A 23,090-nucleotide genomic window follows, 5' to 3' on the forward strand; every position below is an offset into this window, starting at 1 on the left:
GGTAGTTGATGAATCGCAGAAATCGTGTAAAAGCAGCGTCGTCTCTGGCGGCCATTTCCGTTATCCCCCAGTTGTATGCCGCTCCTCAAAAAACTAGAAAATTGTTTGAAATCGCCTTAAGCCAGTGATCTTTTCATCGGTGCCTAGAATCAATCATCACAAAGACGTGATGACACTTTCAGGGATTAGAGGATCTGGCACCCTATACTCGAGGTGTCAGTGCCAAAACTTATGGATTTAAACCCAATGGACAAGAGTTGACCATTGATTATCCCCGGTGCATGAAAATACTCACAGACGCGGGATTTTCTGGATATGCATGTGCAGAGTTTGAAGGCGAAGACATAAGTGAAATGGCCGGAAGCATAGCGACCATTTCATTATTGAAGAAAACCAGAGATCGGCTTTCAAAGGTGTTGTGTGGTTCCTTTACTTATTGATGAAAAGGTTTACTTAATTTGTGCACCGCATCAATAAATATTTTGGCATTCTCTGGTGGCACATCTAAGTGAATACCATGGCCAAGGTTAAAAACATGGCCGTTGCCTTTACCAAATCCGTCCAAAATCAACTGCACTTCTTGTTCAATACGGGCGGCAGGCGCATATAACATAGAAGGATCCATGTTACCTTGCAGTGCAACTTTATCGCCAATACGTGCTTTTGCGTCAGCCATATCCACTGTCCAGTCTAAGCCAACTGCATCACAACCTGTAGCTGCAATAGACTCCAACCACAAACCAGCATTTTTGGTAAATAAGGTAACTGGCACTTTACGGCCGTCGTTTTCTCGCGTCAGTCCATTAACAATTTTATGCATGTACTGTAATGAAAACTCCTGATAATCACGTCCTGATAATACGCCTCCCCAAGTATCAAATACCATTACAGATTGAGCACCGGCAGCAATTTGTGCGTTTAGGTACAAAATAACTGAGTCGGCTAACTTATCGAGTAATAGATGTAGAGCTTGTGGATCGCTAAAAGCCATCTTTTTGATTTTGGTAAAGGCTTTACTAGAGCCGCCTTCAATCATATAAGTCGCTAGGGTCCAAGGGCTGCCAGAAAAACCGATTAAAGGCACAGTGCCATTTAAATTCTTACGAATAGTACGAACGGCATTCATAACGTAACCCAGTTCAACTTCAGGGTCCAATACGGGTAATTTTTGAATATCAGCCATACAAGTCAAAGGACGTGAAAATTTAGGGCCTTCTCCAGTTTCAAAATATAACCCCAATCCCATCGCATCTGGGATAGTTAAAATATCAGAAAATAAGATGGCGGCGTCGAGGTCAAATCTGCGTAACGGCTGAAGTGTTACTTCGCAAGCTAATTCGGCATTTTTGCATAGCGACATAAAATCGCCTGCCTCTGCTCTAGTGGCTTTATACTCAGGCAAATATCGACCAGCTTGGCGCATCATCCATACTGGTGTAATGTCGACTGGTTGGCGTAGCAATGCTCGTAAATATCGGTCGTTTTGCAATGGCTGCATTAATTTCCTCAAACTGGGAGTAATTTGCCCAAAATTAGGCTGATAGGCTTTAATTGGCTGTATTGTAGCGATTTTATTCGCTGAAAAAAGGATAAACTGGACTATTTTTCGTAAAAACTTGCATACCAAGAGTTTTGTCTGCTATAACACTGATGCGCAAGCAACCAAAAACAAGAATCTCGTTGACGAGACCAAGACGCTAAAATATTTAAACCCCACTTATGTGGGGTTTTTTATGTTCTGAATTTGTATTAAGAATGAGGCGGGATCGTAATATTTTTCTGCTGTTTTATTTCTTCCAAGGTATGCTGAATTAGTTGTCCAGCAATCGATAATTTAGGGGGGGTATTGGGTAACTCGTCTGGGTCAAACCAATGGGCTTCGAGTATTTCTTTACCATCTACTTGTATTTCACCTGAATCAAAGTCAGCTAAAAAACCCATCATTAATGAGTGAGGGAAAGGCCATGGTTGGCTCGAAAAGTAGCGGAGGTTTTTAATTTTTATTCCCACTTCTTCAAATACCTCTCTATGTACCGCTTGTTCAAGCCTTTCGCCACTTTCTACAAAGCCCGCTAGCGTAGAGAACATTTGCCGAGAACGTTGAGGTTTTCCTTGGGCTAGCAATATTTTGTTGTTATGCCGTATGGATACAATAATACAAGGAGAAATCCTTGGGTAACAGCGATGTTGACAGCGTGAACACTGCATTGCCATTTCCCAATCAATTTGTTGCATAGTGCTGCCACATTGGCCACAGAATCGATGCGTACGCAAAAATAATGCAATCTGCCATGCGCGCGAGGCCACACCAAAAAAACTCGTCTGGTTTTGCATAAGTAAAGCGCGCATACTGATGAGGGAAAGTTCATCGTGTTCGATATGTTCGTTACCCATATCGATTAAAAAACAAGGTAAATCGTCGTGACTACCTATTTTAACTATTTGATCTTGGTATGCATGGGCAAAACTGAGTGTTTCCCAAGTGTCTATCATTAATCCCGAATTTTCAGTGAATTGAAAAATTTTTTCACCGCTAAAAATCAACCAAATAGCTTTTGTATCAGCCGTCACTTTTATATTTTGTTCGATCATAGAGCTACCAGAAATGTCATATTTTTTTATAAGTTAACACAGTAAAACACGACACTGGAATATACACCGATAATTGTATTCTAGCTTTATTATTTGCTCAAATTGGATGCTGTTAACAAACTATCAATGTTTATAATACGCAACCTACAAAAATTAGTGTTATTATCTAACGGTTTGTTTTGAAGGAATAAATGTGATTAATACTGGCCAGCATCCTACTGTGACTCAAGTGTATAAAGCGAGGCAATTTTGTGAAAGCAAAGGTGCAAGATTTACGCTGTTGAGAGAAAAGGTTTATGCGTTATTGCTTGAACAACAAGGGGCAGTAGGTGCCTATGAATTACTGGATGCATTAAAACTCACTGAATCTAGTGCAAAACCCGCCACAGTATATAGAACTCTAGATTTTCTAATGGAGTTCGGTTTAATACATAAAATAGAATCCACTAATTCCTTTGTTGCCTGCCACCATTTCGATTGTAACCATCCTGTGCAATTTTTGATTTGTGATACTTGTGGTGATGTAACAGAAATTCAATCTGTTGGATTAAAAGATACCTTAGATAAACAAGCCCAGTCAGTTGGCTTTAGTGTAGTGAACCAAACAATTGAAGCTCATGGTACTTGTGCTGCTTGCCAATGAGCATACCTTTAAGAAGGAAAAATTAATCCAATGAATGCCGAGTTTATTAACCCTTTTATTGCCGCGTTACTGAATGTAATGAATACCATGGCTCAAATACAGTTAGTACCAGGTAAACCCAAAAAGAAAAGTGACAATCAAGCAAGGGGAGAGGTTTCCGGGCTGATTGGAATGGTAGGTGATAATATTCAAGGTTCAATGTCAATTTCTTTTGATGAGGGATTAGTATTAGAAATAATGCAGAAAATGTTAGGAGAAAAGCCCGATAGTATCGATTCAGACGTACAGGATATGGTGGGCGAAATCACTAATATGATTTGTGGTGGGGCTAAAAATGAACTAGGACAAAAAGGTTATGATTTTGGAATGGCGACACCTGTAGTGGTTTCAGGAATCAATCATACGATTAAACATCAAGTGGATGGGAAAAAGATGGTAATGCCGTTTTCACATGAGTCTGGAAAGTTATACTTAGAAATGTGTTTTAACAAATAGTACGCCAGTAAATATATGTGGATACAACAAGCTATAATTTTATCTCCCAAGAGTCGAGGATACCACTTAATCACTGACGAAGTGATCAGTCAGCTTGAAGGTTTGGAAAAAGTAAAAGTGGGGTTGCTACACTTATTTATTCAACATACCAGTGCTAGTATAACCATTAATGAAAATGCCGATCCTACTGTGCGCCAAGATTTAGAAATGCATATCAATAAAATGGTGCCCGACAATATGGCGTACTACGTGCATAACTATGAAGGCGCAGATGATATGCCGGCTCACATTAAAGCCAGTTTATTAGGTAATAGTTTGACTATTCCCATTGTAGACGGAGCGCTTGGCTTAGGCTTATGGCAAGGCATAATATTAGGAGAACATCGAATACGAGCCGCAAATCGTCGCTTAATTGCGACTATTTGTGGTGAATGACAGTCTAATTACAATAAAGTAGTTGCGATAAAGGTATACATCTATATATGATCCTGTAAATAGTGTGCCAATTAAATTTGAAATGAACAATAAGGGACAAGTTAAGATGAAAAAACTATTAGTTTTAAGTGCGATAACTGCAGCTTTAAGTGCAAATGTAAATGCACAAGAGCAGCCAAAAGAAAATGATAAATGGGTTGCTGGTTTTGTCGAATATTATACAGCCGAAAATGAAAGTCCCGATTTCCTCGATAATGGTTATGGAGTGGGCGCAGAATTTGGATTTAAATTCACTCCTGAGTGGGCAGTTAGGCTAGAAGCTTCTTACATCAATATGGATGTATCTAATAATTTTTTAGATGAGTATGGCACGCGAATTGGCGTCGACCTCTTATACTTTTTGCCTAAAAATGATGTTTATTTTTTTGGTGGATTAAAAAAGGTAGAAATTTCTGATAACGATGCAATGGTTAACTTTGGTATAGGTAAACATTGGAGTTTAGGTAATAATTGGGATATCGGACAGTATTGGGATGCCACTAAAGATTGGGATTTAGGTAATCGTTTAAAAATTATTACTGAATTGGCAGCCTACAGAACGATAGCCAGTGGTAATAGCGCAACTAGTGATAATGATAATACTCATGTTGGGATTAAATTGGGTTTAGCTTACGCTTTTGGTGGCGCAACAACGCCTTCAATGCCTAAAGATGGTGACAATGATGGTGTTGTTGATAGTCAGGACCAATGTCCAGACACGCCTGCAGGTACAGCAGTAGACAGTATGGGTTGTATTTTGGATCTAGATGGCGACGGGGTGATTAACCGTTTAGACAACTGTCCTGATACACCAGCTGGAACAGTAGTAGACAGTTATGGCTGTAAAAACGATCTTGATGACGATGGTATTCCAAATAATATCGATATGTGCCCAAATACTGCACCTGGTACACAGGTTGGCGCTAAAGGTTGTAGTTTAATATTAGATACAGACCAAGACGGCGTGTTAGATGATGTTGATAATTGTGCTGATACCCCTCTGACAGATAAAGTCGACGCTAAAGGTTGTAGCGTATTCACTGAAGAAGAAGTGTCTATCAATGTAAAAGTATTGTTCGCTAATAATAGTTCAGTTATTGGTAACGCCGGTGATTCTCAGTTCCAAGAAGTTGCAGATTTCATGGATCGTTACCCTGCTACAGATGCAGTGATTGAAGGTCATGCTTCAGCGCCGGGTTCTGATGATTACAATCTTATGTTATCTCAAAAGCGTGCAAATGCGGTTAGAACTCTGTTAATCCAAAAGTATGGTATTAAGTCTGAACGTTTAATCGCTATAGGTTTTGGTGAAACTCAGTTGTTAGATACTTCAAATACGGCTAAAGCACATGAAGCAAACCGTCGTATTGTAGTAAAAGTGTCTGCAAGTACTAGAGTTAACGTTAAAAGATAACGGCTCGCTGTTTAAAAAAAGAGATGCAATTGCATCTCTTTTTTTTGCTTTTAAACGGGGAGGAATAGACTAAAAGCTATCAATAATTAGTACTGATCTTGAATATCTGGCCCAGAATAATTATCGAAGCGAGAAAACTGTCCCTGGAAGGTTAATCGCGATGTTCCTATGGGGCCATTACGCTGTTTACCTATGATAATTTCAGCCACACCTTGGTCGGTGCTTTGCTCGTTATATACTTCATCTCGATAAATAAACATAATTAAATCGGCATCTTGCTCGATCGAACCTGATTCACGTAAATCTGAGTTAATGGGCCTTTTATCACTACGTTGCTCAAGACTTCGGTTTAACTGTGATAAGGCAACGACTGGGACTTCTAATTCTTTTGCCAATGATTTTAGAGAACGTGAAATTTCAGCAATTTCTAAGGTTCGATTATCGCTTAACCCTGGTACCTGCATTAATTGTAAATAATCGATCATGATCAAGCTGATACCGCCCTTTTCACGGGCTAATTTCCGCGCTCTGGTGCGCACATCCATGGGAGTCAAACCTGAAGAGTCGTCAATAAATAGATTGTCTTTGTCTTTTAGCATAGCCATGGTATTAGACATTCTTGCCCAATCTTCATCGTCTAGCTGAGCAGTACGAATTTTAGTTTGATCAACTCGGCTAAGAGATGCCAACATCCTCATCATAATTTGTTCTGAGGGCATTTCTAAGCTGAAAACTAATACTGGTTTTGTTTCAAGCAGCATCGCATTTTCGCACAAGTTCATGGCGAAGGTGGTTTTACCCATAGAGGGTCTAGCAGCAACAATAATTAAGTCTGAAGGTTGCAGACCACTGGTTTTTTTATCAAGGTCGGTATAACCAGTCGATACTCCGGTGACTTCTTTATTGCTTTTAACTAAGACTTCAAGTCGGTCGATGGTTTTGGTTAAAACAGCTTCGACATTTTTGGGGCCTTCGTCTTTGCCGGTTCGTTTTTCGGCAATCTCGAATACTCTACTTTCGGCCATGTCGAGAATTTCGCCGCTATTACGACCTTCAGGATTATAACCTGTATCAGCAATTTCATGGGCAACACCGATTAATTCTCGAACTACGGCACGTTCTTTAATTATTTGTGCATAAGCTGACACATTAGCCGAGCTCGGAGTGTTCTTAGCTAGTTCACCTAAATAAGCAAAACCACCGGCGGCTTCTAACTCATCCAATCCTTCTAGATCTTCAGAAACAGTAATTAAATCAATTGGATGACTCTTTGTTAAGAGACGAATAATGGCGCGAAAAATGATTTGATGTGAACGGTTGTAAAAGTCTTCTTCTACCACAAGCTCAGCGACTTTATCCCATGAGTCAGGGGATATTAGCATACTACCCAATACCGATTGCTCAGCTTCAATGGAGTGGGGCGGGATCTTCAGTTTTTCGACTTTAGCATCCGCGTTTTTTTCTGGAAAAGCTTTTACAGGCATCGATTTTATCAGCTCAAATACGGTCGATTAGTATGCGCTAAATCACCCTAAAAAGTAAACCTTTTGAGGACAATCTTGATGATATACGCAGGTTATTAGCTTCTAGAAAGATGCTTAGTAATAGCAGCAATAAAACGTTCGCCATATCGTTCGAGTTTCGTTTGACCCACACCATGTATATCTAAGAAATCGAACTCTGATTCAGGAAATTTATCAGCCATATCAGCTAAGGTAGCGTCGCTGAATACCACAAAAGGTGGCACATCATCCTGTTCTGCAATGACTTTACGTAGATGTTTGAGTTTGGCGAACAGCGCCCGGTCATATTCTGGTGCCGCAAATTGTGACTTTTTACCTAAATCGAGACTTAGCCTTGGTACTGCAAGCTGAAGTTCCTGTGTTTGTTGTAATATCGGCCTAGCTTCTTCAGTGAGTTTTAATACTGCATTTTGAGTGATATCCACCCGAAGAAATCCTCGGTGGATCAATTGATTGATAATATTATGCCAATAAGCGTCAGATTTATCTTTGCCAATAGCGAAAGTGCTTAATTTATCATGATTGTGTTCTAGAATGCGTTTGAGCTGTTTGCCCCTGAGTACATCAATCAAATACTGACTGGCAACAGATTGTTTTAGTCTAAACACACAAGACAATACTTTCTGTGCCTCTACTGTACCATCAAAAGCTTTAGGTGGGTCGAGACAAATATCGCAGTTGCCACAGTGTCCTGCAGAGTATTCCGCAAAATAATTGAGTAATATTTGGCGCCGACAGGTTTGCGCCTCACCAAAGGCTTCCATGGCTGCAAACTTTTGCAGTTCTACGTTATTTCTTTGTAGATTTTCACCCGTTGAAATCCACTGGCGAATTCGGGCTGCGTCTTTTTCATCGAATAATAATAACGCCTCGGCAGGCATGCCATCTCTGCCCGCTCGACCTATTTCTTGGTAATAGGACTCAATGCTACGGGGCAGATCAAAATGTATAACAAAACGCACGTTGGATTTGTCTATGCCCATGCCAAATGCCACTGTTGCTACTATGATGTCAACTTTATCTTGTATAAAATCACGCTGTATTTTGTCGCGGATCTCACCTTCAAGACCCGCATGGTAACCCGCACAATTTATGCCGTTTTTGGCCAGAGCCATGCTCAGGTCATCCACTTTTTTGCGGCTATTACAATAAATAATACCGCTTCCCTCTTGTTGCTTTACAAAAGCTATTGCTTGGTCTGTGGCCTTATATTTCGTGACTTGGTTATAGCGAATATTAGGACGATCAAAACTGCCTTTGAAAATAAAAGGTTGCTGTAGATTAAGTTGTTGGGTGATATCTGCACGGGTCGCGAGATCAGCAGTAGCAGTCAGCCCCATAATAGGAATATATGGAAACCTAGCCTTTAATTGTCCAAGTAGTCTGTAGTCCTTTCTAAAGTCGTGGCCCCAATGGGACACACAGTGAGCTTCATCTACTGCAATAAGGCTAATGGTCAACCCTTGTAGCCGCTGAATAAACTCCAACTGCATAAGCCGTTCAGGCGCCACGTAAATGAGAGTATATTTGCCATCTTGCATACCTTTATACACTTCAAACATTTCTTGTGGAGACAAGTTTGAATTTATGTAAGCGGCACTAACACCATAGGTTAAAAGAGCATCGACTTGGTCTTTCATCAAGGATATCAAGGGGGACACTACTATGGTCAGGCCGGGTAGCAGCATAGCAGGAATTTGATAACACAAAGACTTACCGCCGCCAGTAGGCATAAGTACCAATACATCTTTTTGTTGCAAAACTTGATCAATAACTTGCGCTTGGCCATCTCGAAAATGATCATAGCCGAAGGTGTGTTTTAGTATATGTTGCGCATCGGTGATTGCAGGCGAAGATTGTACTGGGAGATCTGACAACTGAAGCTCAAAAAGGAATAAATAAAGCCCAAGTTTACTTGTTTTTGTCTATAGGTTCACTTGCTAACAGGGATTAAATTAGTCAAATTGTATACCTAGTATAATAATACTGCACTAATGGATTCACTTCAGCCTAAACAATGGTGCTTATTGGTGATTAAATGTTTTCACATACATAATGTCATCTGTTGAAGGGGTTATCTGGCTCAAAATCACAGTTAATATCGCGATGAGGACAGGAATATATTGTATTTAATAATATTGTCGCAAAATTAATACCTTTTTTACTCGCAATCTCAGTAATAAAATGCTTTTATTAATGTGTAAGATTTAGACAGCTTTCAGCTTTTTATTAAGGTAAATTAACCTAAACAATATTCAGTCAGCAGCTAATTGCAGTATTATTCAGGGATGTTATGACCGCTTTTCGGCACCACCTTACATTACTCATTATTGACGATGATGTTGTCAGCGTATCCACACTCACCTCGCTTTTTGCTAAATCCTTTAATATAGAAATAGCTCAAGATGGCAAAGTCGCATTACAAAGTATTATGCTTAAAGATATTGATTTGGTTTTAAGTGTAGTGAATACCCCTATCATCTCTGGTCAAGAGTTGTGTACCTTTGTTAAAAACAGTCAATTGACTGCACATATTCCAGTTATGTTTTTGGCCGAAACGCCAACCCTCGATGAAGAGGATGAATGTTTACAGATGGGGGCTGTAGACTATATACACAAAAAAATACGCTCAAGTATTTTAGTTTCTCGTGTAACTAACCAGATGACAATGGTAGCCCAACAGAAAAAACTTGCCCAAGTCTCATGTACTGATGGGCTAACAGGTTTAGCCAACAGAATGCAATTAGACACTATGTTAAATAAGGAATGGTATGCGGCTGTTCGGGGGAGCCATTCTATCGCCGCACTGATGATCGATATCGATCACTTTAAGCTGTTTAATGATGAATTTGGTCATTTAGAAGGGGACACATGTTTAAAAATAATTGCCTCTATTATTGCCTCTAGTAAAAGAAGAGAGCGAGACCTAGCCGCCAGATATGGCGGTGAAGAATTTGTACTATTACTACCCTTTACAGATTTGAAAGGGGCGAAGCAGGTGGCACAAGAATTAATCGAAACTGTGAAAAATCGCAATATTCAATCTGCTCAAGAGGCCTCCTACCCTATAGTTACTATAAGTATTGGTATCTCGGCCTTTAGTCCCACTCACAAAAAAAATGCCGCCTCTAATCCTATTGATTTAATCGATAAGGCTGATATAAATTTGTTTAAAGCAAAACAAGCCGGCCGTAATCAATATTCTGCCTCTGCCTAAATTTAACAGTTGATAACAATACTTTTTCAATAAAATTTAAGGCCGATAAAAACACCTATCAACAATAAAATAGGTGGTCTAAATATTTTTAGGATTAAATAACCGATCATGACTATCCCCAAGTCAAAATAACTGTGAACGGCATGAATAAAAACAGGGTCATAAAGTGCCAATGCCAAAAAACCAACAACTGCGGCATTGATACTTGCAGATGCACTGATAAATTTGGGGTGTTTGACTAGGGATTGCCAGCTTTTGTTAATGGTTAAAATCAATAAAAAACCAGGTAAAAAGATCGCTAATGTGGCAAAAATGGCACCAATGAGTGGTGTTGAAGTTAACCATTGCGCACCCATAAAGGTCGCCATAGTGAACATTGGTCCGGGCATACCTTGAGCAGCGGCATAACCAAAAAGGAATGGTTGCTCAGTCAGAGTATTGCCAACACTAGTTTGCAATAGAGGCAACACTACATGACCACCACCAAATACTAAGCTACCGTTTTTATAAAAAGTCGCAAATAGACCTATAAGTGAATCATCTTGACTCAACCCTAAACTCATTAAAAATAGGCCGATAAATAGTAGCACTGGCAGCCAAGATATCTTTTTTAGACCCTGACCTACACTAAACGGGATAGCTGTCGTGTTAGTGCTGAAGATACCAATGAGCAAAGCAATAAGTAACACCAACATTTGTGAGTAAAAAGACTGATATAGGATTAGCAGAAAAATACTCAGTAACATTATTAAAAAAGACAAAAGGCTTTTACAAAAACTTCTAAACATAGTTATGACAGCGTCTAGCACAACAACTACGGCTAATAATTTTAAGCCGCTACTCACTGATACTAACCAATTTGCTGGGTTATCTAAGTTTACAGAAACTGCTAACCAGTACATTAAGATAAATGAAGGTAAGGTGAAGCCAACAAAAGCGGCAATTCCCCCTGCCAATCCGGCCTTTTGAAGGCCTATTGCAAATCCAATTTGGCTTGAGGCAGGTCCCGGCAAAATATGACTTATTGAAATTAGTTTGGCGTAAGCATCATTCGAAAGCCAAGCGAGTTTTTGAACAAAGGTACGCTGAAAGTACCCAATGTGTGCCGCCGGTCCCCCAAAACTGATACAACCTAATAGTAAAAATCGCCAAAATACATCCCATATTTTTTTCATGTTTGTACCCTATCCCAATTAGGTATTAGTTTGCATTTGCAGATTGCTTCAATCACACTGCACCGCCATATTAAACTCAGTTGAAGTTAGGTCAAATAGTTGAACGATAAATCAGTAAAGGCAGGTGTTATTTTTGCTTTAGCCGCTTATACAATGTGGGGGATAGCACCCATGTACTTTAAGCTGTTGACCAGTGTGCCAGCTTTAGAGATTGTGATGCACAGAATTATTTGGTCCACCCTTGTACTGGGGGTGTTGTTACTTGTTCTAAATAAATTTAGCCAAGTTCTAATGGCCATCCGCGATCCAAAAGTAATGATAATCTTATCTATAAGTGGCATGTTGTTGGCACTGAACTGGTTGACCTTTATCTGGGCGGTAAACAATAATTATTTGTTAGAAGCCAGTTTAGGCTACTTTATTAATCCTCTTTTTAACGTTTTTCTTGCTCGATTTTTCTTCCAAGAGACATTAACACGTTTGCAGTTTTTAGCGGTTTTAGTGGCGTTAACGGGGGTAATGTTTTTAATTTTTAGTCACGGACAAATCCCCTGGGTTGCCTTTGCGTTAGCTATAACCTTCAGTATATATGGGTTATTGCGTAAAAAAGCCAATGTAGAATCAATGCCAGGATTAATGATTGAAAGCAGCATTATGTTGCCCTTTGCATTGTTGTATTGGGTCATTATAGAACCCTTAAGTGGCAATATGTTCGCCAATACTCTAGACCTGAATATCAAGCTAATACTTGCGGGTATAGTGACTACCGCGCCTTTGTTATGTTTTACTGCAGCAGCTAAACGTATTCGTTTTACCACTCTAGGCTTTTTCCAATACGTGGGCCCAAGCCTAATGTTTTTGCTGGCGGTGTTGTATTATCACGAACCTCTGGATCTTGCTCGAGTGGTGACTTTTGTATTCGTTTGGACTGGACTACTGATTTATGTCTATGATTCGGCAAGAATTTATAGGAAGTCTAGAGTAGTGAATTGTGAATAAGCGTTCTTAACCTTGGGTTAGTTATCGACGGGGTCGCCTTCGACGGGGTCGCCATCGACGGGGTCGTCCCCTACCACCTGATTTCTTCCGCCATTTTTTGCGCTATACAGGTGTTCGTCCGCTAAACGTAGCATAGCATTGATGCCACCTTTGCTTTTGTGGGTTACGCCTACGCTAACTGTGCATGACAAATTTTGTTTTTCAAATCTGAGGGTTTTACTCTCTATTGCCTTACGGAATTTTTCCATTATATCTTGCACTTTTTCCGGTGTGACATTGGAAAAGAAGACACAAAATTCTTCCCCTCCAAATCTTGCAGCAGTGTAATCTGTAAAAAAATCTGCAACTAACTTAGCAAGTTCTTTTAAGGTGTAATCACCACAATCATGGCCAAAAGTGTCATTCACTTGCTTGAAATGATCGATATCTATAATAGCTAAACTTTGGTATTTGGGCGTGATTTTTAGATTAGCAGCGACTCTTGTAAAAAAATGCCGTCTGTTAGGCAGACCTGTCAAGTAGTCTAAATTGGCAACACGTCTAATTGTCTCAATATTTTCCAGACGTTCTACATTTTGCATAATACGACAGAAAAATTCTTCATGGCAAAAAGGGGTATGTAAATAATCAGTGGCGCCACTTTTAATAAACCTCGCAGACAGGCCACTTGTTGTATCTGAGGAGATACCAATGATGCCAAGATCTTCTTTGGAATAAAGCTTTCGAAGATCGGAAATCAACTGAATGCCCGATATATTGTCATCTATTATTGCGAGTTTAATATTCGAATTACGGTGTAAAAACGCCATAGCTTGTTTGGCGTCAGCCGCTTCAAAAGTGATAAAATTATGTCTTCTAAGTAAAGCAGTCATTGCTTGCCTGCTAACTCTAGAACCATCAACTACTAACACCCCTATTTTTTTATTTTTATCTAGCCGATTCAACAAACGTGTTAGATAGTCATACACTTGGGCATTTTCTTTGGGAATATAATCCACCACATTCTTATTGAGAATCTTAGTTCTTGTAGATTCATCGAGTGTAGCGGTAACCACTATAGTGGGTAAAAACGATTCAATCGCAAAGTCGATGGCTTCACCATTGGGGGCGTCTGGTAAAGCAAAGTCTACTACGGCACAAAGGTATTCCTCTGGGGCAGAGCTAGAAAAAACATGCTTAGCTTCTACTAAACTAGAGGTACAAATCGGACGCAACTTAGCTTTGGTAATAAGTCTACGCATCAGATCCATACTGGTTTTGCTGTCTTCGACTATTAATACTTTACGTTGCATAGAGTGAGTTCTATAGCTAAACATTTAATTTAGCAGATTAATTTATACCAAGCTCTCGAAAAATTAGACTTTAGTTAATTTCGCAAATGACATCACTAACCATTTACTGCCAAATTCATCAAAATTTATTTGTACTCTTGCATGTTCGCCACTGCCTTCATAATTCAACACTGTGCCTTCAGCAAATTTTGGATGTGATACTCGCTCACCTAATTGGAAACCTGTTGACTCGAATGCGGTATGCCCGGTAACTGGAGTAAAGCGATTTTGAACTGGTCGGCTTATGGTAGTGCGTAATCGCACTTCTTCAATACAGTCGCTGGGTATCTCTTTGATAAAACGCGAAGGGGTATGATATTTATCCTGGCCATAGACTCTTCTATTTTCAGCATAAGTGATATATAACTTTTGCATGGCGCGCGTCATGCCTACATAACAAAGGCGGCGTTCTTCTTCTATTTTGCCGGGTTCCTCGTTGCTCATCTGACTCGGGAACATGCCTTCTTCTACACCAGCCATAAATACCAGTGGAAATTCTAGACCTTTGGCAGTGTGAATGGTCATCATTTGTACGGCGTCTTGATGACTATCGGCTTGGTTATCTCCGGCTTCAAGTGAAGCATGGGCTAAAAATGCAGACATAGGGGTCATATTATCCGCTTCTTCTGGCACTACAAATTGTTTACATGCAGTGACTAATTCTTCCAGGTTTTCAATTCTGGCTTGGGCTTTTTCGCCTTTTTCCGCTTTGTACATGGCAAATAAGCCAGAGTGTTTGATCACGTGATCGGCTTGTTGTTCTAAGGGAAGCGCCTTTATGTCCTGGGCTAGTTGTGTGATTAATTTTGTAAATGCAGTAAGCGCATTCGCAGCACGACCCGTGAGGCGATTTTCTGCAAGTATTTGTATGCTAGCATCCCACATGGATAATTCTGCATCACGTGCTAGCTCGCGAATTTGTGATAGGGTTTTATCACCTAGTCCCCGTGTTGGGGTGTTCACAATGCGTTCAAAGGCTGCGTCATCTATGGTCTGATTAATTATACGTAGATAACCTAAGGCATCGCGAATTTCCTGGCGTTCAAAAAAACGTAAGCCACCGTATATGCGATATGCGATAGACTCTTGTAATAATGCCTCTTCTAATACTCGTGATTGTGCGTTATTGCGGTATAAAATCGCACAATCTGATAAGGCATTGCCATTGTCTCGCCATTCTTTTATGCGCGAAATATTAAAACGGGCTTCATCTAATTCGTTAAAGCCAGCGTACAAAGAAATCAGCTCACCTTGGCTATCTTCGGTCCACAGTTTTTTACCTAATCTACCTTGGTTATTATCAATCACGGCATTTGCTGCTTTTAATATATTGCCAGTAGAACGGTAATTTTGCTCGAGCCTTATGGTTTTTGCACCTTTAAAATCTCTCAAGAAATGTTGAATATTTTCAACATTTGCACCACGCCAACCATAAATAGACTGGTCATCATCGCCAACAATAATCATATTGTTGCTTGGGGCGGCAAGTATACGTAACCAAGCATATTGAATATTATTTGTATCTTGAAACTCGTCTACCAAAATGGCTCTAAAACGTTTTTGATAGTGTTGCAGCACTGCTGGGTTATTTAGCCATAGTTCATGAGCCCTGAGTAATAACTCTGCAAAATCAACTAATCCGGCACGATCACATGTTTGTTGATAGGTTTGATAAATTTCACGCATTTTTTGTTGTGTTGCATCACCGTGTGTTTCGATGTGTTGTGGACGTAACCCTTCGTCTTTATTGCCATTGATATACCATTGCACATGTTTGGGAGCCCAATGTTTTTCGTCAAGATTTAGGCTTTTAAGTACACGTCTAATTAATCGGTATTGATCGTCTGAATCTAAAATGGTGAAGTTTTCTGGTAGATTGGCTTCTGCATGATGAGTGCGTAACAAACGATGAGCGATACCATGAAAGGTACCAATCCACATGTTATTGAGTGCGCTGCCCTGCAGTTGTTCAATACGGCCACGCATTTCTTTAGCGGCTTTATTGGTAAAGGTCACTGCTAAAATACCATAGGGAGCAATACCCTCAACCTCCATTAACCACGCAATACGATGCACTAAAACTCGGGTTTTACCGCTGCCTGCGCCAGCTAATATAAGCATGTCAGATGCAGGAGCGGCCACCGCATCGCGTTGTTTGTCGTTTAACTGGTCAAGAAGTCGAGATACATCCATTACACAAAGAATACATTAGAAAAATATTTTTCCAGTATATCAGCAACACTGTATTTAAATACACTAAAGTCATCCCTATATAAGAGTGTAATTGCTTAATTTAGATGGCAGAGAAACTATGAGTATTGAATTCTGGCAACAATTAAAAGACGAAGCAGAGCATTTGATTGAAAAAGAGCCATTGTTGTCGAGTTATGTACACACCTGTATTTTAGGGCATCATAATTTCGAAACGGCCTTAAGTTTTATTTTGTCAAATAAATTGGCCGATGATGTAATGAGCTCGCTATCTGTGAGAGAAATGTTTGAACAATGCTATCTGATGCAACCTGCTGTAGTCATGGCTGCAATTGCTGATATTCAAGCCGTATTTAAGCGCGATCCAGCTGTACATTCATTTCTGACTGTATTACTGAACTTCAAAGGGTTTCAAGCCATTCAAGTACACAGATTAGCCCATCAGCTTTGGTTGGATGATCGAAAGGATTTAGCTTTGTTTATACAAAGTCGCAATTCTGAAGCTTTCTCGGTAGACATTCACCCTGCTGCAATAATCGGGCAAGGAGTCATGTTTGATCACGCGACAGGAATTGTAGTAGGGGAAACCGCAGTGATTGAAAATAACGTCTCAATTATGCAGTCAGTGACCCTTGGTGGTACAGGTAATGAAGCGGGTGATCGACATCCTAAAGTGCGTGAAGGTGTAATGATAGGGGCTGGCGCTAAAATTTTAGGTAACATTAATATAGGTGAAGGGGCCAAAGTTGGGGCGGGAAGTGTTGTTCTCAGTGACGTGCCGCCTCATGTAACAGTAGCCGGTATACCCGCTAAAATTGTCGGTAAGCCTACTTGCCAAAAACCTTGTGAAACCATGCAACAAAATATTTTAGAGGACTAAATGCAGTCATCAGTTTTAAATAAGGTCTAAAAGCTGGCTTAACTGACTCAGTTGTACATGAGGTAAGATCTGTAATCTTTCATTGCGAATATACATACTTCTGTCTTCTGCATACCAAGCTGCTTGGTAACCTGCTTTAAGGGCGCCGTAAACGTCTTTAGATAAACTGTCTCCTACATGTAAAATGTTTTCATGCGGGATGTTAAGGTAGCTTTGGGCGGCATCAAACATGGCTTTATGAGGTTTCATTGGAAGTGTTATGTTTGCTTTAAAGCTGCGGCAAAAATACTCATCAAGTCCAATCTGCTTTAAGTCAACGTTACCATTAGTAATGGCCACTAAAGGTAGCCTCTCAGCTAAATCTTTTAATAAAGAATGAATGTTTCTATTTAAAGTAAAGTTACTTCTTTGAAAATAGAAATGTTCGAAGCTCTTTGTTGTAGCGGTATCTAGCGCATCGCCGACTAAACCTAATGCCGAAAATCCAGATTCTAGAGAAAGCCGCCGCAATTCACCAATGTCATTCTTAATGGCAGGATTGGCTAAAATATGTGCTTTTTGTTGAGTGCGCCAAAATGTCTTGTTTAAGTGTTTAGTGACTGGATATTGAGCATGCATAAATTCAATTAAAGAACGTTCTGCTTTAACAATCACACTAGTGTTTTCATATAACGTGTCGTCTAAGTCGAAGGTAATAGCTTGAATTGGTTTAAGTTTTTTATAATAAATCATTTAGGACTATCTGTTCTTTTTTAAGTGTAATTGTTATTTAGATTTTTTAGCTCTGGGGTGTGCATTGTCGTATACGTGAGCTAGGTGTTGAAAGTTCAGATGAGTATACACTTGGGTGGTAGACAAATTAGCGTGCCCCAATAACTCTTGTACACCTCTTAAATCAGAACTTGATTCTAAGACATGAGTGGCAAAACTATGCCTCAGTTTGTGAGGATTAACAGATTGTTCTAGATTTTGTCGGTTAGCCCATAATTTCATACGTTTCGCAATTTGCCGGGTGCCAAGTCTACTTTGACGCATGCTTACAAATAATGCCGTTTCTTCACTGCTCGCTAATTCTGGTCTTATTTTTAACCATACCCCTAAAGCTTCCAAGGCAATTCTACCTATTGGTAACAAACGTTCTTTATTACCCTTTCCCACTACCCTAAGTTGATTGTCTGTTTGTATGCTTCTGATATTCAGGTTAGCTAGTTCCGATAAACGTAGGCCACAACTATACATAAGCTCCATCATTGCTTTATCGCGTATGGCCAGAAGGTCATTTTCTTTTATATCCAGCAATTGATGCATTTCATCAACATTTAATTGTTTGGGTAAGGGTTTGGCTTGTTTGGGAGCTTGGATCGATGAAGCGGGATTTTGTGTAAGTTGACCTTGTTGAACGAGAAAGGAACAAAACCCACGGATAGCAGATAAACGTAATGCAATTGAGCGAGCACTTAAATTACTTTTACGGGCTTCGTTTAGGATATTGCGCACATCCGAAACAGTGAAGGTTTCCCAAGATGCAATTTCAAGTTTATTAAAAGCAACACTCAGCTGCCGTTGATAATTTTCTATGGAATTATCGGCTAGATTCTTTTCGTACTTAAGATACGCTAGATATTTTTCTAACCAAGAGTATAAGCTTGGCTTTAACATTGTTAGCTAATAGGTCAGCAATTTGGGTAACAATATACCTAAAAATTGCTGAAGTTGCGTGATCAGTAAGGTGTCCATGTCAGGATTAAAATGCCCAGGATCTTTGCTACCAATAGCTAAAATTCCGAGTTCTCCTAAATCACCAATGAGTAATAAGGCAACTGAATTAGCATCCTGATCATTAAACAACAATTTACGTTCATGTTCACTTAAACGGCCAAAGAAAAACCTATGTCGCTTAAAGCGTTTTTCAATAAATAGACGTTGTTGGATTTCTGGTAAAGCATGTGCACCTTTGAAAGGTTTGAGTGTCACAGATGCCAGCTGTAGATTTTCCTGAATCACTTCTTCCAAAATAAATTTCAGGTCATCCAGATTGGTACATTTTAGAATGCGTAAATTTAAGTCGGCATAGACGCGGTAAATGGCTTCGTTTTGTTTAGCAATAGTAATTAATTGATTTAACTTAAGGCTCAGAGTTCTGACTTTTTTACGCAACTGTTCACTTTGCAGTTCTACCAGAGAAATGCTGCCTTTATGTGCATGGGGAATACTGATTTTCTCTACAATTTGTGGAAACTGCACAAAAAAATCAGGGTTCTCAAGTAAATAAGCAGCGACTTGTTCGGCGTCAATTAGTTCTTCAGATTCATATGCAGTCGTTATATCCATTTTATTTTTGCGACTCTTTACTCATAAGTTTATATATCCATCAAAAATATGCTCTGCAGCGCCAGTCATTTTTAATACATTGTCTTTGCCTTGCCAACGTATTTTTAAACTGCCCCCAGGTAAATCAACTCTTACATCTTTACTCAATCTGTTTTGTAATTGACCTACAGCCACTGCTGCGCATGCTCCGCTACCACAAGCTAGTGTTTCTCCCGCACCCCTTTCATAAACACGTAGTTTAATATGGCTGGGATTAATTATCTGCATAAAACCAACGTTTGCACCTTCGGTAAAACGTTCATGTTTCTCAAGCAAAGGCCCCATTGTAGCCACATCTGCTGTTTCCACATCATCTACTAACAAAACACAATGTGGATTACCCATAGAGACTGCACCACAAAAAAACGTGTGTTCTTGGGCTCTCAATATGTAAATTTTTTCACGCTTATTGGCTTTTATTGGTACTAAGCTTGGCTCAAACTCAGGTACGCCCATATTTACCGTCACTTGCCCGTCTTTCTCTAGGTAGAGCACCATACGACCGGCTTTAGTGCTAACCACAATTTTATTGCGGTTGGTTAGACCTTTCATTTTTACGAAGCGAGCAAAACAGCGCGCACCGTTACCACACTGAGATACCTCAGTGCCATCTGCGTTGAATATTCTGTAATGGAAATCTTGGTCAGGATCGTATGGTGGCTCAACCATCAAAAGCTGATCGAATCCTATACCAAAATTTCTGTCTGAGAGCTGTTGGATCTTCTCTTTAGAAAAAAAAACGTTTTGTGTTACGTTATCAATAACAACAAAATCATTTCCCAGACCGTGCATCTTTGAAAACTGGATTTGCATTGCGACTACTTAGCTAAATTTTTTGTCAACACGCATTAAAACTAACGTGATTGATATTATAAAAATAGTTATATCATCTCAGCGAAAGACTGACTATGTCTTTAACGAGCTACAGGCTAAATAATCGCAAAAAATGATTTAATTAATGAGTAAGCACCTACAACCAAAACTAAGTTGGTATGTGCTCACTTTCAAATAATTGTTCTATTTTTTCGCGCTCTCTGACCAGATGCATACTGCTGCCGTCAATTAACACTTCTGCGGCTCTACAGCGACTATTGTAGTTAGAGGCCATAACAAAACCGTATGCACCAGCACTGCGCACTGCAAGATAGTCGTCAGGCGCAATTGACAACTCACGATTCTTACCTAGAAAATCACCGGTTTCGCATATAGGCCCTACTATGTCATAAACAGCCTTAGGTCTAGTAAGTGAGGTGTTGAGAGGAATAATACTTTGCCATGCAGAGTAAAGTGCTGGGCGAATAAGATCATTCATTGCAGCATCAACAATAGCAAAATTTTTCTCTGCACCTTGCTTTAAAAATTCGACCTTGGTCAATAACACTCCGGCATTGGCCATGATTGCTCTACCCGGTTCAAAGATTAGTAATAATTCTTCTCGGCCCACTAACCGCTCAGCAATTGCTTGTGTATATTGGTCAGGATGTGGTGGCTTTTCATCATCATAGGTCACACCCAGTCCACCTCCTACATCAAGGTGCTGTATATGAATATTTTGTTTAGCTAGCTCGTCAATCAAGGCAAGTAGTATATCTAGGGCATCAACAAAAGGTGCTAAATCCGTAAGTTGAGAACCTATATGACAGTCAATACCCACCACATTTAAAAAGGGTAAGCTGTTGGCATATTGGTATATTTCGATAGCTTGTTGGCGTTCGACTCCAAATTTGTTGTCTTTCAATCCAGTAGAAATGTATGGATGAGTCTTAGCATCGACGTCAGGGTTGACCCTAATAGAGACCGGCGCTTTTTTACCTGCTTGCTCAGCGACTTCATTGATACGCGCTAATTCACTCCGTGACTCGACATTAAAACACTTAATATTATGTTGTAAGGCTAAGGCAATTTCTTCATGGGTTTTACCCACGCCTGAAAACACTACTTTACTGGGGTCGCCTCCAGCCTTGAGCACACGTGTTAACTCACCTCCAGAAACAATATCAAAACCTGAACCCAGTTTGGCCATGACATTTAATACAGCTAAATTTGAGTTGGCTTTTACCGCGTAACAAACTAAATGTGGTTGACTGCCCGCAGCTTTATTAAATGCAAGCCAATGCCGTTCAATTGTGGCTTTTGAATATACATAACAAGGGGTACCGTATTTTTGAGCCACGGTTTCAAGGGATACATCTTCAGCAAATAGTTGTTGGTCTTTATAGGCAAAGTAGTCCAATCAATCTTCTCCTTTTTCGGTAGACTCAGTTGATGGTTGTGAGTCCAGTGAGGTGTTGTTTGTGGCTGGCTCTTCAGGCAAATATAAAGCACGTTTTTGGCCACATGCAGTGAGTATGTATACTGCCAATAAAGTTAAGCCAATTACTTTTAATTTTACTTTGTGCGCCATTGCAACAACCCAATTAATTTTTAGGTCGTAATCATGTCATTACCTAGGGTAAAAACAAAGAGGTCTTAGCTTAGAATTGCTTATTTTATGCAATATCAAATAACTAACTTGAACTCGTGTGAAAACTAGCCACTTAACGCATTAAAAGGCAGCATCACCTTATATTAAAGACATAAATGTGATGGCTCACACCTAGGTTGACCTCAAACTGCCTATTTAGGGAATAAGGATACTAAATGACGGTTTTGGACAGGCTTTATGAAAAAACGAAAGTGTTTCTAAAACTTGTTTACGCTGGATTTGCTGTGCACTAGCAGTATACTAAAACCTGACTCAGTTATATTTGGAACAATCATGGATTACAATACTTCTACTCTTTGTGATGTTTTTGCCGACAGTGTTGACGTGGTTGAACCCATGTTTGTGAGTTTTGGCGGGCGAGCTTCTTACGGTGGTGAAATTACTACCATCAAATGTTTTGAGGACAAGGGGTTAGTCCTAAAAGCATTAGAGCAACCTGGATTGGGCAAGGTTTTGTTGATTGATGGTGGCGGCTCAATGCGCAGAGCGTTAATTGACTCTAGTGCTGCTCAGTTAGCATTTGAAAATGCGTGGGAGGGGATCGTTTGTTACGGCAGTGTGCGTGAAGTTGATGATTTGGCAGAAATTAACATTGGTATCCATGCAATTGCATCAATTCCAGTTAGTGCGGATGAACAAGAATTTGGTGAAATTGATGTCGCAGTTAATTTCGGTGGCGTGACATTTTTACCAGAAGATCATTTATATGCCGACACTACAGGCATTATACTGTCGCCAGAACCATTAGACCTTGAGTAATGCCTATTTCAGTTGATGGCTTTAAATTCAATCTAATTTAAAGCCAAAAAAAACGCCGCTATTTATCCAATAGCGGCGTTTTGCATTTATTTACCTTAGTTGTTAGGTTTTATTTAGCAACTAATACAGAAACGTTTGCGATTCCGGCTTTTTTCACTTCGTTGATAACTTCAGTTACATCACCATGTTTAGCTTTTGGGTGAGCCTGAACAGCCGCGCTGTCTTGATTGTTTTCAGCCAAGAAGCTTTGAATATTGGCTTCAACGCGTCGAATATCTACCTGACGGCCATTGAGTACTATCGTACCGTCTTCTTCGACACGGATTGACAGCGACTGAACATTGGTCGGTGGTGGAGGCGTATTAGAATCTTTAGGGCGATTAACTTCTAAACCTTTTTCTTTCACGAAAGAAGTGGTCACAATAAAGAAGATAAGCATGATGAACACTATGTCCAACATGGGAGTCATATCAATTGCAGCTTCGTCGTCAGAACTGCCGTGCTTTTTTCTTTTCATCGGTA

The 23,090-nt window shown here is 39.8% G+C and carries 23 protein-coding genes; 9 read left to right on the forward strand and 14 right to left on the reverse strand.

Going from position 1 to position 23,090, the window contains the following annotated elements; genetic code table 11:
* Positions 1 to 281: 281 nt before the first annotated feature.
* Positions 282 to 440 carry a hypothetical protein gene (locus AAC000_RS05555; RefSeq protein ID WP_339720811.1) on the forward strand — a complete coding sequence of 53 codons (159 nt, stop codon included), beginning with the start codon at positions 282 to 284 and terminating at the stop codon, positions 438 to 440.
* Here the strand turns inward: AAC000_RS05555 and hemE are convergent.
* Both hemE and nudC read right to left on the reverse strand, forming a co-directional pair.
* On the reverse strand, positions 434 to 1,498 hold the full coding sequence (gene hemE / locus AAC000_RS05560) for a uroporphyrinogen decarboxylase (protein ID WP_339720812.1): 1,065 nt from the start codon (positions 1,496 to 1,498) through the stop codon (positions 434 to 436). The genes AAC000_RS05555 and hemE overlap by 7 nt on opposite strands.
* A gap of 251 nt (positions 1,499 to 1,749) precedes the next feature.
* A complete protein-coding gene (gene nudC, locus AAC000_RS05565) occupies positions 1,750 to 2,592 on the reverse strand; it encodes an NAD(+) diphosphatase (protein WP_339720814.1) in 843 nt (280 codons plus the stop codon).
* 193 nt (positions 2,593 to 2,785) lie between these two features.
* On the opposite strand from nudC, the gene AAC000_RS05570 reads away from it, so the two are divergent.
* The 4 genes from AAC000_RS05570 to AAC000_RS05585 all read left to right on the forward strand — a co-directional run bounded on the left by AAC000_RS05570 (position 2,786) and on the right by AAC000_RS05585 (position 5,618).
* The gene (locus AAC000_RS05570) at positions 2,786 to 3,235 is read left to right on the forward strand and encodes a transcriptional repressor (RefSeq protein ID WP_339720815.1); all 450 of its coding nucleotides are present in this window, start codon (positions 2,786 to 2,788) and stop codon (positions 3,233 to 3,235) included.
* Positions 3,236 to 3,265: 30 nt separating this feature from the next.
* Complete coding sequence (locus AAC000_RS05575) at positions 3,266 to 3,730, forward strand: chemotaxis protein CheX (protein WP_339720817.1); 465 nt, start codon at positions 3,266 to 3,268, stop codon at positions 3,728 to 3,730.
* 15 nt (positions 3,731 to 3,745) lie between these two features.
* Entirely contained in the window at positions 3,746 to 4,165 is a 420-nt protein-coding gene (locus tag AAC000_RS05580) for a secondary thiamine-phosphate synthase enzyme YjbQ (protein WP_339720818.1), read from the forward strand.
* Between the two features lie 106 nt (positions 4,166 to 4,271).
* Complete coding sequence (locus tag AAC000_RS05585) at positions 4,272 to 5,618, forward strand: OmpA family protein (protein ID WP_339720819.1); 1,347 nt, start codon at positions 4,272 to 4,274, stop codon at positions 5,616 to 5,618.
* 86 nt (positions 5,619 to 5,704) lie between these two features.
* Here AAC000_RS05585 and dnaB read toward each other — a convergent pair whose 3' ends face one another.
* The gene (gene dnaB, locus AAC000_RS05590; protein WP_339720820.1) at positions 5,705 to 7,102 is read right to left on the reverse strand and encodes a replicative DNA helicase; all 1,398 of its coding nucleotides are present in this window, start codon (positions 7,100 to 7,102) and stop codon (positions 5,705 to 5,707) included.
* Between the two features lie 95 nt (positions 7,103 to 7,197).
* Positions 7,198 to 9,018, reverse strand: coding sequence for a DNA helicase RecQ (gene recQ, locus AAC000_RS05595; protein WP_339720822.1), 1,821 nt, complete (start codon positions 9,016 to 9,018; stop codon positions 7,198 to 7,200).
* 416 nt (positions 9,019 to 9,434) lie between these two features.
* Between recQ and AAC000_RS05600 the strand changes: the two genes are divergently transcribed.
* The gene (locus AAC000_RS05600; protein WP_339720823.1) at positions 9,435 to 10,358 is read left to right on the forward strand and encodes a diguanylate cyclase; all 924 of its coding nucleotides are present in this window, start codon (positions 9,435 to 9,437) and stop codon (positions 10,356 to 10,358) included.
* Positions 10,359 to 10,384: 26 nt separating this feature from the next.
* Here the strand turns inward: AAC000_RS05600 and chrA are convergent, their stop codons facing one another.
* Positions 10,385 to 11,533, reverse strand: coding sequence for a chromate efflux transporter (gene chrA / locus AAC000_RS05605; protein ID WP_339720824.1), 1,149 nt, complete (start codon positions 11,531 to 11,533; stop codon positions 10,385 to 10,387).
* A 99-nt stretch (positions 11,534 to 11,632) separates the two neighbouring features.
* Between chrA and rarD the strand changes: the two genes are divergently transcribed.
* On the forward strand, positions 11,633 to 12,532 hold the full coding sequence (gene rarD, locus AAC000_RS05610) for an EamA family transporter RarD (RefSeq protein WP_339720825.1): 900 nt from the start codon (positions 11,633 to 11,635) through the stop codon (positions 12,530 to 12,532).
* 17 nt (positions 12,533 to 12,549) lie between these two features.
* Here the strand turns inward: rarD and AAC000_RS05615 are convergent, their stop codons facing one another.
* The gene (locus AAC000_RS05615) at positions 12,550 to 13,824 is read right to left on the reverse strand and encodes a diguanylate cyclase (protein ID WP_339720827.1); all 1,275 of its coding nucleotides are present in this window, start codon (positions 13,822 to 13,824) and stop codon (positions 12,550 to 12,552) included.
* Positions 13,825 to 13,887: 63 nt separating this feature from the next.
* Positions 13,888 to 16,056: a DNA helicase II gene (gene uvrD / locus AAC000_RS05620; RefSeq protein ID WP_339720828.1), complete on the reverse strand. Its 2,169-nt coding sequence runs from the start codon at positions 16,054 to 16,056 to the stop codon at positions 13,888 to 13,890.
* Between the two features lie 118 nt (positions 16,057 to 16,174).
* On the opposite strand from uvrD, the gene cysE reads away from it, so the two are divergent.
* A complete protein-coding gene (gene cysE / locus AAC000_RS05625; protein ID WP_339720830.1) occupies positions 16,175 to 16,954 on the forward strand; it encodes a serine O-acetyltransferase in 780 nt (259 codons plus the stop codon).
* A gap of 15 nt (positions 16,955 to 16,969) precedes the next feature.
* On the opposite strand, the gene AAC000_RS05630 is transcribed toward cysE, so the two are convergent.
* From AAC000_RS05630 to AAC000_RS05655, 6 genes are all read right to left on the reverse strand, one after another.
* Positions 16,970 to 17,686 (reverse strand): HAD-IA family hydrolase, encoded by a 717-nt coding sequence (locus tag AAC000_RS05630; protein WP_339720832.1) that lies wholly within the window; start codon positions 17,684 to 17,686, stop codon positions 16,970 to 16,972.
* A gap of 33 nt (positions 17,687 to 17,719) precedes the next feature.
* A complete protein-coding gene (xerC, locus tag AAC000_RS05635; protein ID WP_339720834.1) occupies positions 17,720 to 18,613 on the reverse strand; it encodes a tyrosine recombinase XerC in 894 nt (297 codons plus the stop codon).
* 6 nt (positions 18,614 to 18,619) lie between these two features.
* Entirely contained in the window at positions 18,620 to 19,285 is a 666-nt protein-coding gene (locus AAC000_RS05640; protein WP_339720835.1) for a DUF484 family protein, read from the reverse strand.
* Positions 19,286 to 19,306: 21 nt separating this feature from the next.
* Positions 19,307 to 20,137 (reverse strand): diaminopimelate epimerase, encoded by an 831-nt coding sequence (dapF, locus tag AAC000_RS05645; protein WP_339720836.1) that lies wholly within the window; start codon positions 20,135 to 20,137, stop codon positions 19,307 to 19,309.
* A gap of 169 nt (positions 20,138 to 20,306) precedes the next feature.
* Entirely contained in the window at positions 20,307 to 21,557 is a 1,251-nt protein-coding gene (gene lysA / locus AAC000_RS05650; RefSeq protein WP_339720838.1) for a diaminopimelate decarboxylase, read from the reverse strand.
* The gene (locus AAC000_RS05655) at positions 21,558 to 21,728 is read right to left on the reverse strand and encodes a hypothetical protein (RefSeq protein ID WP_339720840.1); all 171 of its coding nucleotides are present in this window, start codon (positions 21,726 to 21,728) and stop codon (positions 21,558 to 21,560) included.
* Between the two features lie 354 nt (positions 21,729 to 22,082).
* Between AAC000_RS05655 and rraA the strand changes: the two genes are divergently transcribed.
* Complete coding sequence (gene rraA, locus AAC000_RS05660) at positions 22,083 to 22,568, forward strand: ribonuclease E activity regulator RraA (protein WP_339720841.1); 486 nt, start codon at positions 22,083 to 22,085, stop codon at positions 22,566 to 22,568.
* Between the two features lie 109 nt (positions 22,569 to 22,677).
* Here the strand turns inward: rraA and AAC000_RS05665 are convergent, their stop codons facing one another.
* On the reverse strand, positions 22,678 to 23,085 hold the full coding sequence (locus tag AAC000_RS05665) for a biopolymer transporter ExbD (protein ID WP_339720842.1): 408 nt from the start codon (positions 23,083 to 23,085) through the stop codon (positions 22,678 to 22,680).
* Positions 23,086 to 23,090 lie beyond the last annotated feature (5 nt).

The organism is uncultured Paraglaciecola sp. (assembly GCF_963977085.1).
GTDB lineage: Bacteria > Pseudomonadota > Gammaproteobacteria > Enterobacterales > Alteromonadaceae > Paraglaciecola.

Bases quoted from the DNA above. Each gene is read 5' to 3' on its own strand.
- AAC000_RS05555 (WP_339720811.1), top strand. From the start codon at position 282: ATGAAAATACTCACAGACGCGGGATTTTCTGGATATGCATGTGCAGAG.
- hemE (WP_339720812.1), bottom strand. From the start codon at position 1,498: ATGCAGCCATTGCAAAACGACCGATATTTACGAGCATTGCTACGCCAA.
- nudC (WP_339720814.1), bottom strand. From the start codon at position 2,592: ATGATCGAACAAAATATAAAAGTGACGGCTGATACAAAAGCTATTTGG.
- AAC000_RS05575 (WP_339720817.1), top strand. From the start codon at position 3,266: ATGAATGCCGAGTTTATTAACCCTTTTATTGCCGCGTTACTGAATGTA.
- AAC000_RS05580 (WP_339720818.1), top strand. From the start codon at position 3,746: ATGTGGATACAACAAGCTATAATTTTATCTCCCAAGAGTCGAGGATAC.
- AAC000_RS05585 (WP_339720819.1), top strand. From the start codon at position 4,272: ATGAAAAAACTATTAGTTTTAAGTGCGATAACTGCAGCTTTAAGTGCA.
- dnaB (WP_339720820.1), bottom strand. From the start codon at position 7,102: ATGCCTGTAAAAGCTTTTCCAGAAAAAAACGCGGATGCTAAAGTCGAA.
- AAC000_RS05600 (WP_339720823.1), top strand. From the start codon at position 9,435: ATGACCGCTTTTCGGCACCACCTTACATTACTCATTATTGACGATGAT.
- chrA (WP_339720824.1), bottom strand. From the start codon at position 11,533: ATGAAAAAAATATGGGATGTATTTTGGCGATTTTTACTATTAGGTTGT.
- AAC000_RS05615 (WP_339720827.1), bottom strand. From the start codon at position 13,824: ATGCAACGTAAAGTATTAATAGTCGAAGACAGCAAAACCAGTATGGAT.
- uvrD (WP_339720828.1), bottom strand. From the start codon at position 16,056: ATGGATGTATCTCGACTTCTTGACCAGTTAAACGACAAACAACGCGAT.
- cysE (WP_339720830.1), top strand. From the start codon at position 16,175: ATGAGTATTGAATTCTGGCAACAATTAAAAGACGAAGCAGAGCATTTG.
- AAC000_RS05630 (WP_339720832.1), bottom strand. From the start codon at position 17,686: ATGATTTATTATAAAAAACTTAAACCAATTCAAGCTATTACCTTCGAC.
- xerC (WP_339720834.1), bottom strand. From the start codon at position 18,613: ATGTTAAAGCCAAGCTTATACTCTTGGTTAGAAAAATATCTAGCGTAT.
- AAC000_RS05640 (WP_339720835.1), bottom strand. From the start codon at position 19,285: ATGGATATAACGACTGCATATGAATCTGAAGAACTAATTGACGCCGAA.
- dapF (WP_339720836.1), bottom strand. From the start codon at position 20,137: ATGCAAATCCAGTTTTCAAAGATGCACGGTCTGGGAAATGATTTTGTT.
- AAC000_RS05655 (WP_339720840.1), bottom strand. From the start codon at position 21,728: ATGGCGCACAAAGTAAAATTAAAAGTAATTGGCTTAACTTTATTGGCA.
- rraA (WP_339720841.1), top strand. From the start codon at position 22,083: ATGGATTACAATACTTCTACTCTTTGTGATGTTTTTGCCGACAGTGTT.
- AAC000_RS05665 (WP_339720842.1), bottom strand. From the start codon at position 23,085: ATGAAAAGAAAAAAGCACGGCAGTTCTGACGACGAAGCTGCAATTGAT.